Here is a 14,279-nt window from a genome sequence, read left to right on the forward strand (position 1 = left end):
GGCTTCGGCGCCGACGCCGGTGACCAGGCGCGTGTTCAGCAGCGAGGCCAGCAGCCGTGCCCACCAAGCGCTGCGCGCGCCGCCGCCGACCAGCCACAGCGATTCGGCCGCGCCACCGCCGGCCTGCAAGGCCTGCCAGCCGTCCAGCAGGCCGAAGCCCACGCCTTCGAGCACGGCATAGCCCAGCGCCGCGGCGTCGTGCTCATGCGTGAGGCCGAAGAACACGCCTTGCGCGTTGGCGTCGTTGTGAGGCGTGCGTTCGCCGCTGAGGTAGGGCAGGAAGATCGGCGCCCGCTCGCGCTGGGCCGGCGTCAGTGCCGCGACCTTGTCGATGAGGGCCGCCTCGCTGGCCTCGCCCAGCAGCTGCGTGACCCAGCGCAGCGCGCTGGCCGCGCTGAGCATGACGCTCATCTGGTGCCAGGTGCCCGGCAGTGCGTGGCAGAAGGCATGCACGGCGCGGGCGGGGTTGGGGCTGAAGGCGGGGTTGCACAGGAAGATGACGCCCGAGGTGCCGAGCGACAGGAAGCCCTGGCCGGGTTTGACGACGCCCATGCCGACGGCACTGGCCGCGTTGTCACCGCCGCCGCCTGCGATAGGAATGCCGGATTGCAGGCCCCAGCGCGCGGCCAGGTCTTGCTTGAGACCGGCACTCGGTTCGCTGCCTTCGACGAGGCGCGGCATGTGGCTCTCGTTCAACCCGGTCAGCGCCAGCGCTTCGGGAGACCAGCGGCGCCGGGCCACGTCCAGCCACAGCGTGCCGGCGGCGTCGCTCATCTCGCTGACGAACTCGCCGCTGAGTTGCAGGCGCAGCCAGTCCTTGGGCAGCAGCACCTTGGCGACGCGGGCGAACAGCTCGGGCTCATGCTGGCGCATCCAGGCCAGCTTGGGCGCCGTGAAGCCCGGCATCGCCAGGTTGCCGGTGATGGCCGGCAGCTCGGGGCAGGCGGCCATCATCTCGGCGCACTGCGCTGCGCTGCGGCCGTCGTTCCACAAGATGGCCGGCCGCAGGACGCGGTCGGCGGCATCCAGCGTGACAGCGCCATGCATCTGGCCGGACAGGCCGATGCCGCGCACCTGCGCGAGTGCGGCACCGTGCTCGCCCTTGAGCTTGGCCATGCCGGTATCGAGCGCGGCCCACCAGGCGGCGGGGTCCTGCTCGCTCCACAGCGGCTGCGGGCGCTGCAAAGTGAGCGCGACGCCGGTGGTGGCGACGATGTGGTGCCGTTCGTCGAGGAGCAAGAGCTTGAGCTCAGACGTGCCGAGGTCGATGCCTAAGAACATGGGTCAGTGATCCAGATGCGGGAATGCAACCACAGAGACGCAGAGACACGGAGAAATCTTCTCTGTGCTTGCTCTGTGCCTCCGTGGCTCTGTGGTCGTCTTGGCTTTAGACGAAGTTGTTGACGACGTTTTCCAGGCGCTCCTGGCGGCCCGAGCGCGGCTGCGGCGAGATGCCCTGTGCGTGCACGATTTGAGCCAGGTCGTCCAGGCTGGCGCCGCCGTGGATATTCTGGCCGAGCTCGCCGTTCCAGCCGGCATAGCGCTCGCTGACGGCCTTTTCCAGCTGGCCGCTCTCGAACAGGGCGGCCGCGCTGAGGAAGGCACGCGCCATCGTGTCCATGCCACCGATGTGGCCTTCGAGCTGGTCGGTCGGGTCGATGGACTGGCGGCGCACCTTGGCGTCGAAGTTGGTGCCGCCCGTCGTGAAGCCACCGGCGCGGATGATCTCCAGCATGGCCGGAACCAGGGCCGCGTGGTTGTTGGGGAACTGGTCGGTGTCCCAGCCCAGCTGCTCGTCGCCGCGGTTGGCGTCGATGGAGCCGAAGATGCCCAGGGCGCAGGCCGTGGCCACTTCATGCTCGAAGCTGTGGCCGGCCAGCGTGGCGTGGTTGACCTCGAGGTTGACCTTGACCTCGTTCTCCAGGCCATAGGTCTTCAGGAAACCGTGGACCGTGGCGCTGTCGTAGTCGTACTGGTGCTTGGTGGGTTCCTGCGGCTTGGGCTCGATGAGGATGGTGCCCTTGAAGCCGATCTTGTGCTTGTGCTCGACGACGGCGGCGAGGAAGCGGCCGTACTGGGCCAGCTCGCGCTTGAGGTCGGTGTTGAGCAGGGTCTCGTAGCCTTCGCGGCCGCCCCACAGCACGTAGTTCTGGCCGTCCAGGCGGTTCGTCCACTCCAGCGCATGCTTGACCTGCGCGGCGGCGTAGGCGAACACCTCGGGGTCGGGGTTGGTGGCCGCGCCGCTCATGAAACGCGGGTTGGAGAACAGGTTGGCCGTGCCCCACAGCAGGCCGATCTTCTGGTCCTGCATCTTCTTGGCAGCGGCTTCAAGCAGGCCGTCGAGGATGCGGTTGGACTCGGCGAGGTTGGCGCCTTCAGGGGCCACATCGCGGTCGTGGAAGCACCAGTAGGGCAGGCCGAGCTTGCCGAAGAAATCGAAGGCGGCGTCGAGCTTGCCGTAGGCGCCCTTGACCGGGTCGGTCTCGGAAAACCAGCTGCGTGCATGGGCGGTGGCACCGAGGCCGAAGATGTCCTCGCCCTTCCAGCAGAAGTTGTGCCAGTAGCAGACGGCGGGGCGCAGGTGCTCGGCCAGCGTCTTGCCCATCACCACGCGCTTGGCGTCGTACCAGCGGTAGGCCAGCGGGTTGGTGGAGGTGGGGCCTTCGTAGGCCACGTTGGGGAGGTCGGAATAGGCGGTGCTCATGGCGGGTTCCTTGACTAGCGGGATCAGTTGGGTGTGGATGGGGGTTCAGGCGGTGGCCGGCACCGCGGCGGGGCCGGCGTCGTCATCGGGGTTGACGCCGGCCTTGCGGCGGCGCTCGGCGAGCTCGCCGGCCATCTGCAGCGTGGTCTGCTTGTTCAGCTTGTTGAAGAGCATGCAGACGGCGCAGGCGGCGAACAGCGCGCCGACGAAGATGCTGGACATGAAGCGGTAGCCCTCGATGGCATTGGGCGCGGCGGGCGCCTGCGTGTCGTAGCCGAACAGGCCGGCCAGGATCCACAGCAGCGCCGCAGAGCCGAGCGCCAGCCCCGTCTTCAGCGAGAAGCCGATGGTGGCGAACACCATGCCGGTGAAGCGCCGGCCGGTCTGCCATTCGGAGTAGTCGGCGGCGTCGGCATACATGGCCCACATGACGGCGCAGGTCGGCGCGTAGACGATGGCGCCGAGGATCTGCAGGCCCAGCATGGCCCACACGGCGGAGGGCGGCAGCAGGTAGAGGGCGCAGGCCGTCAACGTCGACAGCGCAAAGCAGGCGATCGCCACCGTGCGCTTGCCGAAGCGCGCCGACAGGCCCATGGACAGCATGATGACGATGATGGTCGTCGCGGTGCCGGCCATGTTGATGATGCTGTTGAACACATCGGCCACGTTGGAGCTGGCGAGCTGCTCGCGCGTGCCGTGCACGATGTAGCCGAGGCTGTCGGCCAGGCTGCCGGTGCTTTGCAGGTCGGGCGTCGTCAGGCCGACGGCGGCCAGGAAGTCGAACATCGCCGCCTTGTCGGCGTAGTGGTGGTAGTAGTTGTAGTGGGCGCCGCCGCGCAGGGCCAGCATCGCGAAGTGGAAGAGGGTGTAGGCCACCAGCGCGATCCATGGGCCGTTCTTCAGCAGGTCGGTGAAGTCCTGGCGGGGCGAGCTGCGGGTCTCGACGATGGGCTTGATGCGCTCCTTGGTCGTGAAGAAGGTGACCAGGAAAAGCACCAGGCAGGCAGCGGCCCAGATCGTCATCGTGACCTGCCAGCCATGCGCGCGGTCGGCGCCCTGCGCGAACTTGGCCACCAGTGGCAGCGTCAGGCCGCCGACCGCGAACTGCGCCACGTTGACCGACACGAAGCGGTAGGAGTTGAGCTTGGTGCGCTCGTTGAGGTCCGCCGTCATGACGCCGCCCAAAGCGGAGTAGGGCATGTTGTTCATCGAGTACAGCGTCATCAGCAGCGTGTTGGTGATGCCGGCGTAGGCCACCACCATGCCGGTGCTCCAGCCCCAGGCCGGGTCGGGCGACGTGTAGGCCAGCACCATGACGACGGCCCAGGGCACCGAGGTCCACAACACCCATGGGCGGAACTTGCCCCAGCGCGTGTTGGTGCGGTCGGCCAGCACGCCCATGATGGGATCGAAGACGGCGTCCCACAACCGCGGCCACAGCAGGATCGCCGCGGCCGTGCTCGCGCTCAACCCGAACACGTCCGTGTAGAAGTTCAGCTGGAACAGGATCATGGACATGAAGACCAGGTTTGCAGCCGCGTCGCCGCAGCTGTAACCGGCCTTCTCCATGAAGGACAGGGGTTGGTGGGTGGTGGCCATGGGTTTTGTCTCGTGTCGTTGTTCTGGCGTGGACGGAGCTCAATGTCGAAATGCAACCACAGAGGCACAGAGGCACAGAGGAGATACGGAGAAGGCCTTTCTCTGTGGCTCCGTGTTTCTGTGGTTGCCTTTGGTTTTCATTCCAGGGCCTCGTAGCTGAAGTGATCGAAGTCCGCCGCAAGCCGCTGGCCGGACAGGTCCTGGCAGGCGATGCCGATGAAGTTGCCGGTGAAGCCGAAGCTGCGCGCGAAACCATTGACGAACTGGGTCGCAAACTCGTCGCTGAGCATGGCGGTGTCCAGCGCCGGGCCGAAGGCGGTCCAGGCCTTGCCATCTTGCGCGTAATGGAACTGGTAGGTGGCGTGGCTGAACTCGACGGCCAGGTCCACCGGCCCGTCGGCCAGCTCGACGGCGCTGGTGGGCTCGCTGAGCGCCGCGTCGCGGTTGACGGTCAGGCGCAGCACGCGCCGGCCGCTGTCGACGTCGCGGCTGACGTGCAGGTAGGCGTGGTTGCTGGTGTTGTAGTAGGCGACGAGGCCGGCCATCTGCTGGAAGAGTGCGGGCGCGAACTCCAGGCGCGTCTCGACGCGGCAGTTGAAGTGCTGCTGGCGGCGCGCGACCAGGCTCTGGTCGAACAGACTCATCAGCGACTCGCGGCCCTTCAGGCGCAGGAAGCCGGGGCGCTCGGTGAGCGTGATCCAGCTGTCATCGAAGGGCAGGCGCAGCGAGTTCAGGTGGGGGTTGAGCGTCGCGGTGTCGAAGTCGTCGCGCGGCGCTTCGGCCGGGAAGACATGCTCGGGCAGGCCGGGTTCGGCCACCTGCAGTCGCGGCGCATTGCCGCCGCCCGCGATCTCGGGCCAGTCGTCGTCACGCCAGACGATGCGCTGGATGCCCGTCTCGCGGCCCAGCGGGCAGTGCAGGTTCTCGTAGACGCCGTTTTGCTGGTCGGCGTTCGGGCCGCTCCATTCCAGTGGCCGGCCGCAGAGGTGGGCCAGGTACCAGTCACCGTTCTGCGTCTCGACCAGGCTGGCATGGCCGCTGCGCTGCAGGCCGTCGGTGGGCTGCTGCCAGGCGGTCAGCAGCGGGTTGCCGGGCAGCGTCTCGTAAGGGCCGTCGATGGCGCGCGAGCGCGCCAGCGTCACGGCATGCTCGTAGAAGGTGCCGCCCTCGGCCGTCAGCAGGTAGTACCAGCCGTTGCGGCGGTACAGGTGCGGGCCTTCGACAACGCCAAGCTCGGTGCCGGCATAGATGTTCTTCACCGGCCCGACCAGGCGCCTGGCCTCGTGGTCGTACTGCTGCAGCAGGATGCCGTTGAAATGGTTCTTGCCCGGCACATGCGTCCACTGCTGGTTGATCAGCCAGTGGCGGCCATCCTCGTCGTGGAACAGGCTGGGGTCGAAGCCCGAGCTGTTCAGGTAGATGGGCTCGCTCCAGGGGCCGTCGATGCTGGGCGCGGTGATGAGGTAGTTGTGCGTGTCCTTGAAGGCGCCGATGGTGCTGCGCACGTCGGTGTAGATCAACCAGAACTGGCCGCCCGAATAGCTCAGGCAGGGCGCCCAGACGCCGGCCGAATCGGGGTGGCCGGTCAGGTCGAGCTGGCTCTTGCGGGTGCAGGCATAGCTGTGGTGCCGCCAGTGCTTGAGGTCGCGCGAATGGTGGATGCGCACGCCGGGCCACCACTCGAAGGTGGAGGTGGCGATGTAGTAGTCGTCGCCAACGCGGCAGATCGAGGGGTCGGCATGGAAGCCCGGCAGGATGGGATTGGTGATCATGGGTCGGAGAGCGGGAGGGTCAGGCGGCCGCGGCCAGACGGCTGGCGGCGATCAGGGGGCGGGTGAGTCGGTAGCGCGCCAGGGCGGCGGCGCCCACGGCCACCGCGTCGGCGCCAAAGCGCGACAGGGTGACCAGTGGTGGCGTCAGGCCCGCGGCGGCGGCATTGCTTTCCAGCGTGCGGAAGGCGTGTTCGAGAAACGGGGCGCCAAGTTCGACCGCGGCGCCGCCGAGCACGATGCGTGCGGGGTCGTAGGCGGCGCAGAGATTGCCGAGCAGCATGCCCAGATGCCGGCCCGCGCTGGCGACGGCCTCGACGCTGTCGGCCTGCTTGGCGCGCAACCGGCGCTGCACCTCGGCCAGGCCGCCGGCTGCGTCACAGGCGCCCAGCATGGCGCGAAAGCCGATCAGGGCTTCGGCACAGCCGCGGCGGCCGCAGCTGCAGCGCGGGCCGTCGATCTCCAGCGTCATGTGGCCGACCTCGCCAGCCAGGCCGCGCGCGCCGGTCAGCAACCGGTCCTCGACGACGACGCCCGCGCCGACGCCCAGGCCCAGGCTGAGGTAGATCAACGGGTCGGAGCGGCTGTCGGTGCCGAACTCCAGCTCGCCCAGCGCCGCCACATCGGCCTCGTTCTGCACGAACAGCGGCAGGCCCTGCAGCGGCGTGCCGCGCAGATGCTCGGCCAGCAGCCGGCCCACCGGCAGATCGCGCCAGCCGAGGTTGTGGGCGAAGTGCAGGTGGCCGGTTTGCTCATCGACGCCACCGGGCAGGCCGACGCCGATGCCGATGACCTGCTGGGCCGGCGTGTCCAGCCGCGCCTGCATCTGCTGCAGCAGCTTGGCCGCGCGCACCAGGGCCAGGTGGGGATCGCGGCTGGCGTCCAGCGGCGAGCGCGCGCGGGCCAGCACGTCGCCGGTCAACGAGGTGGCGACGACCTGCACCCCGTCCACGCCCAGTTCGGCACCCAGCAGCGCCAGGCGCCCCGGATGCACGAACAGTGGCGTGGGTCGGCGGCCCAGCTCGCCGGTGGCGACGACCTCGCGCTCCAGCAGCCAGCCCTCGGCGAGCAGCTCCTTCACCAGGGCGCTGACGGTGGACTTGGTCAGCTGCAGCGACTCGGCCAGCGCCGCGCGCGACTGCCCGGGCCAGGCGCTCAGCTGCCGCACGATGGCCATGCGGTTGAGGTCCTTGAGCAGGTGTTGGTCGGCGGTGAACTGCATGCCGGCCTTCAGAGGGTTTGCGGCCGGCCCGCGGCGTGGGGGCGGCCGGCGTGCAGCAAGGCCAGGCCGATCAGGCCCACGCCGATGGCGGCCGTCAGCGCCTGCGCCGCGCCCGAGAACTTGGCCGCGGCGACGCAGGCATCCCAGTTCGCGGCGATGACCCAGGCCAGCAGCGCGCCGGCCGTCGTCAGCAGCCCGCCGACAACGAGCAGCGGGCGGTGCGCCTGGTGCATGTCCATGCCGGCGTCGACATCCACGCGGTCGAAGCGGCCTCGGAACCACAGCCAGAAGATGCCCAGGCTGGTCAGGTGCATCAGCCCGGCGAACACGAACACCCATTGCTGCGTGCCCGTCCACTGCACGGCCAGGGCCGCCAGCAGTGCGATGAACATGCCGCCGATGCCGCCTGCCGTGGCGCCCAGGCCGATGACGGCGCCGGAGACCTTGGTTGGGAACAGGTCGGTCGCCGACGTCAGCAGGTTGGCCGACCAGGCCTGGTGGCAGGCCGTGGCCAGCGTGATCAGGCCGACGCAGAGCGCGAAGCTGTCGCTGTAGTAGGCCAGGATGGCGCCCGGCATGCAGGCCGCGGCCAGGCCCATGGCGGTCATGCGCGCGCGGCCGACCGACCAGCCGCGCTGCAGCAGCGTGCTTGACAGCCAGCCGCCGAAGATCGAGCCGACGCTGGAGCCGAGGTAGATCAACGCGACGAGGCCGGCGCTCTTGAGCGGGTTCTGGCCGCGCTCGCGCTCCAGATAGGACGGCAGCCAGAACAGGAAGAACCACCAGACCGGGTCGGTCAGCAACTTGCCAATGAGGAAGGGCCAGATCGCCCGGAAGCGCAGCAGCGCCGTCCAGGGGAGCTTGACGGCCTGCTCCTGCGGGGCCTGGCCCGACTGGATGTGGGCCAGTTCAGCGCGGGACACGCGCGGGTGGCGTTCGGGGGCGTGGTAGCCGTGCTGCCAGAAGATCAACCACACCAGGCCAGCAGCGCCGATGGCGACGAAGGCGAACTGCCAGCCGAAGCTGAGCGCCAGCCACACGGTGATGGGCGAGGCGATGATGCCCAGTGCCGTGCCGGAGTTGAAGATGCCGGTGGCGAGCGCCCGCTCTTGCTGCGGGAACCAGGTCGCCACGGCCTTGATGGCAGCGGGGAAGTGGGCGGCCTCGGCCATGCCGAGCAGGAAGCGCACGATGATCAGGCCCAGCACCGAGGCGACCAGCCCATGCGCGGCCGCCGCTGCGGACCACATCAGCAGGGCCACGGCCAGGCTGCGCTTGACACCAAAGCGGTCGATGGCGATGCCGATCAGCGGCGGAAAGGCGGCATAGGCGGCGGTGAAGGCGAAGGTGATCCAGCCATAGTCGGCATCGGTCAACGCCAGGCCGCCGGCTTCGAGAGGTTGCTGCAGGCTGGTCTTCAGCACCGACAGCGCGTTGCGGTCGATGTAGTTGATGGTCGTCGCGACGAAGAGCAGGGCGCAGATGACCCAGCGCTGCCGGCCCACCGGCATGGCCGTGGAGGTCAGCATCACGCCACCCTGAGCGAGGTCGCCATGGGCGCAGTGGCGCGCGCGGATGTCGCGGGAGCCGGGGCGGCGTGGTCAGGGGTCAATGTGCGGTCTCCGGGACGGGGCGCTCGGCGGCGCCTCTGAGGAAAGGCTTGGAAAAGCTTGTTATAGGCTCAAATGTAGCGCTACCATTTTGCTTTGCGCAAGCGAGAAATCTCTAACATTCCCGCGAGTCCGGGGTGGCGACACCGCGGCGGGGCTCACTCTGAGGAGACCGAATGAAGACATGGGCCCAAGCCCTGGCCGGCGCGCTGCTGGCTGCCGTGCTGCATCCCGCCTGGAGCGCGACGCCGGAAGACGGCTATGAACTCTGGCTGCGCTACCGAGCGCTACCCGCGGCCAATCAGGCGGCGCTGCCCCGCAGCGTCGTGCATGCGCAGCCGGCGTCTGCGACGCTGCAGGCCGCCGTTGCCGAACTCAGGCGCGGCGTGGCGGGCTTGGGCGGCCGCCCACTGGCGTCCGCGAGCAAGCCCGCCAACGGCGCGCTGGTGTTGGCGACACCGGCGAACGCACCGGCCGGCCTGAGCCTGCCCTGGGCCGACCTGGGCCCCGAGGGCTATCTGTTGCGCAGCACCCGACTGCAGGGGCGGGCGGTGACCGTCATCGCGGCCAACTCCGACATCGGCCTGCTCTACGGCAGCCATGCCTGGCTGCGTGCGGCGCAGACCGGGGTCGATCTGGGCAGGCTGGATGCGCGTTCGTCGCCCCGCTTGAGCCTGCGCCTGCTCAACCACTGGGACAACCTGGACCGCACGGTCGAACGCGGCTATGCCGGCGCGTCGATCTGGGACTGGTGGAAGCTGCCCGACATCCGCGATGCGCGCTATGTCGACTACGCCCGCGCCAATGCCTCGCTGGGCATCAACGGCACGGTGCTGAACAACGTCAACGCCAAGGCCGATTCGCTGACCGCGCCCTTCCTGGCCAAAGCCGCGGCGCTGGCCGACGTGTTCAGGCCGCATGGCATCAAGGTCTACCTGTCGGCGCGCTTTTCGTCCCCGGCGGAGCTGGGCGGCTTGAAGACCTCCGACCCGCTGGACCCGGCCGTGCGGGCCTGGTGGAAGACCAAGGCGGCAGAGATCTACAAGGTCATTCCCGACTTCGGCGGCTTTCTTGTCAAGGCGAACTCCGAGGGCCAGCCCGGCCCGCAGGACTATGGCCGCAATCACGCCGACGGCGCCAACATGCTGGCTGAGGCCCTGGCACCCCACGGTGGCGTGGTGCTGTGGCGCGCCTTCGTCTACTCGCCCGACGCGAGCGACCGCGCCGCGCAGGGCTACGCGGAGTTCAAGCCGCTGGACGGCAAGTTCGCCCCCAACGTCATCGTGCAGGTGAAGAACGGCGCCATCGACTTCCAGCCGCGTGAGCCCTTCCATCCGCTGTTCGGGGCCATGCCCGCCACGCCGCTGGCGCTGGAGCTGCAGATCACCAAGGAATATCTCGGCTTCTCGACCCACCTCGTCTACCTCGGCCCGATGTTTGAGGAAACGCTGAAGGCCGACACCCGCGTCAAGCCACAGGGTGCGACGGTGGCCGCCCAGGTGACCGCGATGGCCGGCGTGGCCAACATCGGCACCGACCGCAACTGGAGCGGCTCCCACTTCGACCAGGCCAACTGGTATGCCTACGGGCGCATGGCCTGGGACCATGAGCTGGCGGCGGGGGATGTGGCGCGTGAATGGGTGCAGCAGACCTTCACCGTCAAGCCGCCTGCGGTTGACGCGATCGTCGCCATGATGCTGGCCTCGCGCGAGGCGGCGGTCGACTACATGACGCCGCTCGGCCTGCACCACCTGATGGGCACCGGCCATCACCACGGCCCGGCGCCGTGGGTTGACAACCTGGAGCGTGCCGACTGGAACCCGGTCTACTTCCACCGCGCCGCGCGCGACGGCATTGGCTTCGACCGCTCGCCGCGCGGCAGCAATGCGGTGGCGCAGTACGCGCCCGAGCTGGCGCAGCGCTTTGCCGACCCGGCCACGACGCCCGAGAACCTGCTGCTGTGGTTCCATCGGCTGCCCTGGGATCACCGCATGGCCTCGGGCCGCACGCTGTGGGCCGAGCTGGTGTCACGCTACGACCGCGGCGTGGCGACGGTGGGCGACCTGCGCCGGCGCTGGGCCGCGCTGCAGGCCGACATCGACCCGCAGCGCCATGCCGAAGTCGCCGCCTACCTGGCCGTGCAGGAGGCCGAGGCGCGCTGGTGGCGCGATGCCTGCGTGGCCTACTTCCAGGCGGTCTCGGGCCTGCCATTGCCGGCCGGCGTGCGGCCGCCGGAGCGGTCGCTGGAAGAGTACAAGGTGTTGCAATTCAACTTCGCGCCGGGCCGCGGCGGCTGAGAATGCGCGGCCCAAATATGATTGCGCAAACAACCCCACCCTCGTTCGAAGGACCCCTTTGAAGCCAACCGCTCGCTCCGGGCGCAGTCCCAAGGTCGCCACCATCGCCGATGTCGCCCAGCTCGCGGGGGTATCGCCGATGACGGTGTCGCGGGTCATCAATGGCGAGCAGAACGTACGCCCCGGCACGCGCGAGAAGGTGCAGGCCGCCGTCGCCGAGCTGAACTACCTGCCCAACCAGGCAGCGCGTCATCTGGCCGGGTCGGAGCCCATCCGCATCGGCATGCTCTACATCGACCCGACGGCCGGCTACCTCAACGAGTTTCTGATCGGTCTGCTCAACAAGGCCACGCTGCGCCATGTGCAGCTGGTCGTGCAGCGCTGCGAAGCGGCGCGTGACGGCGAGGAGAAGCCGGTCTCCGAGATGATCGCCAACGGCATCGACGGCCTCATCCTGCCGCCGCCCTTCTGCGATTCACAACCCCTGCTCAAGCTGGTTGCCGAGACCGACACGCCGGCCGTCGTCGTCTCCAGCGGCGTGCCGCCCGAGGCCGTCTGCGCCGTCGGCATCGATGACTATCAGGCCGCCTATGACATGACGCGCCACCTGCTGAACCTGGGCCACCACCGCCTGGGCTTCATCATCGGCGACCCCTACCAGAGCAGCAGCTCGCGCCGCCTGGCGGGCTTCCATGCCGCGATGACCGACGCGGGCCTCAACATCGCCGAGGAAGAGGTTGTCGCCCAAGGCATGTTCACCTACCGCTCGGGCCTGGATGCGGCCGAGTTCCTGCTGTCGCAGGAGCAGCGGCCGACCGCCATCTTCGCCAGCAACGACGACATGGCCGCGGCCACCGTGGCCATCGCCCACCGCATGGGCCTGGACGTGCCCAGCGACCTGACCGTCGTCGGCTTCGACGACGCGCCGCTGGCCACCACCATCTGGCCCGAGTTGACCACCGTGCGCCAGCCCATCATGGAGATGGCCGGCGCAGCCGTCGACCTGCTGGTGCGCCACATCCGCGCCCGCCGCAGCGGTGAGCCGCTGCCCTGCGAGCATGAGCTGATGGCCTTCGAGCTGGTGCGCCGCCAGTCCGACGCCGCCCCGCGCCTGCGTCCGCCATTGCGCAAGGGCGCCTAATTCTGAAAGCCAAAGGCATCCACAGAGGCACAGAGGCACAGAGGCACAGAGAAAAGCCTCCCTTGTAGTTCCTCCGTGTCTCTGTGCCTCTGTGGTTGCATTCCTGCCTCCATCTCTATGACTCCACTCTCCGCCCCGCGCTTCAAGCGCCTGCTGCTGACCGGCGCCGCCGGCAACCTGGGCCGCGTGCTGCGGCCCCGCATGAAGCACTACTGCGATGTGCTGCGCCTGTCCGACCTCGCGGCGATGGACCCCGCCGGTGCCGGTGAAGAGGTCGTGCAGGCCCCGCTCGAAGACCTGGCGGCCATGCAGTCGCTGTTGAAGGATGTGGACGCCGTGCTGCATTTCGGCGGCGTGTCCATCGAGAAGCCCTTCGACGTCGTGCTGCCGGCCAACATCGTGGGCGCCTACAACGTCTACGAGGCCGCCCGCCAGCGCGGCACCAAGCGCATCGTCTTCGCCAGCTCCAACCACGTGACCGGCTTCTACAGCCAGGGCGAGACGATCACGCCGCAGGCCACGCCGCGGCCGGACAGCTATTACGGCCTGTCCAAGGCCTTCGGTGAAAACCTGGCGCAGTTCTATTTCGACCGCTACGGCCTGGAGACGGTGTCGCTGCGCATCGGCTCCAGCTGGCCGGTGCCGACCGACCGCCGCATGCTGTCGAGCTGGCTGAGCTTCGATGACCTGGAGCGCCTCATCGTCGCGGCGCTCAGCGCGCAGGTCGTCGGCCATAGCGTCATCTATGGCATGAGCGACAACCGTTCGACCTGGTGGGACAACTCGACATCCCGGCACATCGGCTTCAAGCCCGAAGACAGCTCCGAGCCCTGGCGCGCCGAGGTCGAGGCGGCCCAGCCCTATGTGGACCCCCGCCTTCCCGAGGTGCGTTGCCAGGGCGGCCAGTTCGTCACCCTCGGTCCGTTCGAGAAGGCGCCCCAGGGATGAAGATCGCCTTCACGCCCAACACGCGCCGGCCTGACCCGGCCATCGAGGTGCTGGACGAGGCCTTCCTGCCGCTGCGCCTCTTCCCCGCCGGCATCGAGCAGCTCGCCACCGGCCTGGCCTGGGCCGAGGGGCCGGTGTGGTTCGGCGACGGGCGCTATCTGCTGGTCTCCGACATCCCCAGCAACCGCATCCTGCGCTGGGACGAGACCACGGGCGCCGTCAGCGAGTTCCGCAACCCCAGCCAGAACGCCAACGGCCATGTGCGCGACCGGCAGGGGCGCTTGGTCAGCTGCGAGCACCTGACGCGGCGCGTCACCCGCACCGAGCACGACGGCCGCATCACGGTGCTGGCCGACCGCTACCGGGGCAAACGCCTGAACTCGCCCAACGACATCACCTGCGCGGCGGACGGCAGCCTGTGGTTCACCGACCCGCTGTTCGGCATCCTGAGCGACTTCGAGGGCGAGAAGGCCGAGCCCGAGCTGGCCCAGGGCGTCTACCGCATCGACGGCGCGACGGGGGAACTCAGCCTGCAGCTCGACGACCTGAACGGCCCCAACGGCCTGGCCTTCAGCCCCGACGGCAAGACGCTTTACGTCATCGAGAGCCGCGCCAGGCCGCACCGCTGCATCTGGGCCTACGACGTGGACGGCGCGTCATTGGCCGGCAAGCGCCGCTTCGTCGACGCCGGCGGCCCCGGCGCCTTCGACGGCATGGCGGTCGACGTTCAGGGCAACCTTTGGTGTGGCTTCGGCAGCGACGGCAGCGCCGGGGCCGATGCGGCGCTGCTGGATGGCGTCAAGGTCTACGACGCCACCGGCAAGCCGCTGGCCCACATCCACCTGCCCGAGCGCTGTGCCAACCTGTGCTTCGGTGGCGCCAAGGGCAACCGCCTGTTCATGGCGAGCACGCATTCGCTGTACGCGCTTTACGTCAACACGCGGGGCGCGGTGGCTTGAACATCAGCCCGGGCAGGGCGCTGCGCGCGG

10 protein-coding genes are annotated in these 14,279 nt (G+C 68.9%); 4 read left to right on the forward strand and 6 right to left on the reverse strand.

The features are described from left to right. The 6 genes from xylB to ACT6S0_RS08360 all read right to left on the reverse strand — a co-directional run. Window positions 1-1,281 (reverse strand): xylulokinase (gene xylB / locus ACT6S0_RS08335; RefSeq protein WP_444763433.1); only part of this gene is annotated, 1,281 nt, incomplete at its 3' end. Window positions 1,282-1,387: 106 nt separating this feature from the next. Continuing rightward, entirely contained in the window at window positions 1,388-2,704 is a 1,317-nt protein-coding gene (gene xylA, locus ACT6S0_RS08340) for a xylose isomerase (protein WP_444763434.1), read from the reverse strand. Between the two features lie 45 nt (window positions 2,705-2,749). Further along, window positions 2,750-4,303 (reverse strand): MFS transporter, encoded by a 1,554-nt coding sequence (locus ACT6S0_RS08345; RefSeq protein ID WP_444763435.1) that lies wholly within the window; start codon window positions 4,301-4,303, stop codon window positions 2,750-2,752. A 137-nt stretch (window positions 4,304-4,440) separates the two neighbouring features. Next, window positions 4,441-6,075: a glycoside hydrolase family 43 protein gene (locus ACT6S0_RS08350; RefSeq protein WP_444763436.1), complete on the reverse strand. Its 1,635-nt coding sequence runs from the start codon at window positions 6,073-6,075 to the stop codon at window positions 4,441-4,443. A gap of 19 nt (window positions 6,076-6,094) precedes the next feature. Then, a complete protein-coding gene (locus tag ACT6S0_RS08355; protein WP_444763437.1) occupies window positions 6,095-7,294 on the reverse strand; it encodes an ROK family protein in 1,200 nt (399 codons plus the stop codon). Window positions 7,295-7,302: 8 nt separating this feature from the next. Then, the gene (locus tag ACT6S0_RS08360; protein WP_444763438.1) at window positions 7,303-8,823 is read right to left on the reverse strand and encodes an MFS transporter; all 1,521 of its coding nucleotides are present in this window, start codon (window positions 8,821-8,823) and stop codon (window positions 7,303-7,305) included. 257 nt (window positions 8,824-9,080) lie between these two features. Here ACT6S0_RS08360 and ACT6S0_RS08365 point away from each other — a divergent pair, with 257 nt between their 5' ends. The 4 genes from ACT6S0_RS08365 (at window position 9,081) to ACT6S0_RS08380 (ending at window position 14,249) form a co-directional block, all read left to right on the forward strand. Next, the gene (locus tag ACT6S0_RS08365) at window positions 9,081-11,201 is read left to right on the forward strand and encodes an alpha-glucuronidase family glycosyl hydrolase (RefSeq protein ID WP_444763439.1); all 2,121 of its coding nucleotides are present in this window, start codon (window positions 9,081-9,083) and stop codon (window positions 11,199-11,201) included. 58 nt (window positions 11,202-11,259) lie between these two features. Continuing rightward, complete coding sequence (locus ACT6S0_RS08370; RefSeq protein WP_444763440.1) at window positions 11,260-12,342, forward strand: LacI family DNA-binding transcriptional regulator; 1,083 nt, start codon at window positions 11,260-11,262, stop codon at window positions 12,340-12,342. Between the two features lie 117 nt (window positions 12,343-12,459). Beyond that, the gene (locus tag ACT6S0_RS08375) at window positions 12,460-13,290 is read left to right on the forward strand and encodes an NAD-dependent epimerase/dehydratase family protein (protein ID WP_444763441.1); all 831 of its coding nucleotides are present in this window, start codon (window positions 12,460-12,462) and stop codon (window positions 13,288-13,290) included. Then, window positions 13,287-14,249 carry an SMP-30/gluconolactonase/LRE family protein gene (locus ACT6S0_RS08380; RefSeq protein ID WP_444763442.1) on the forward strand — a complete coding sequence of 321 codons (963 nt, stop codon included), beginning with the start codon at window positions 13,287-13,289 and terminating at the stop codon, window positions 14,247-14,249. Before ACT6S0_RS08375 ends, ACT6S0_RS08380 begins: the two co-directional genes overlap by 4 nt. The last annotated feature ends 30 nt before the right edge of the window (window positions 14,250-14,279 follow it).

It is taken from the genome of Roseateles sp. (assembly GCF_052436255.1).
Taxonomy (GTDB): domain Bacteria; phylum Pseudomonadota; class Gammaproteobacteria; order Burkholderiales; family Burkholderiaceae_C; genus Pelomonas.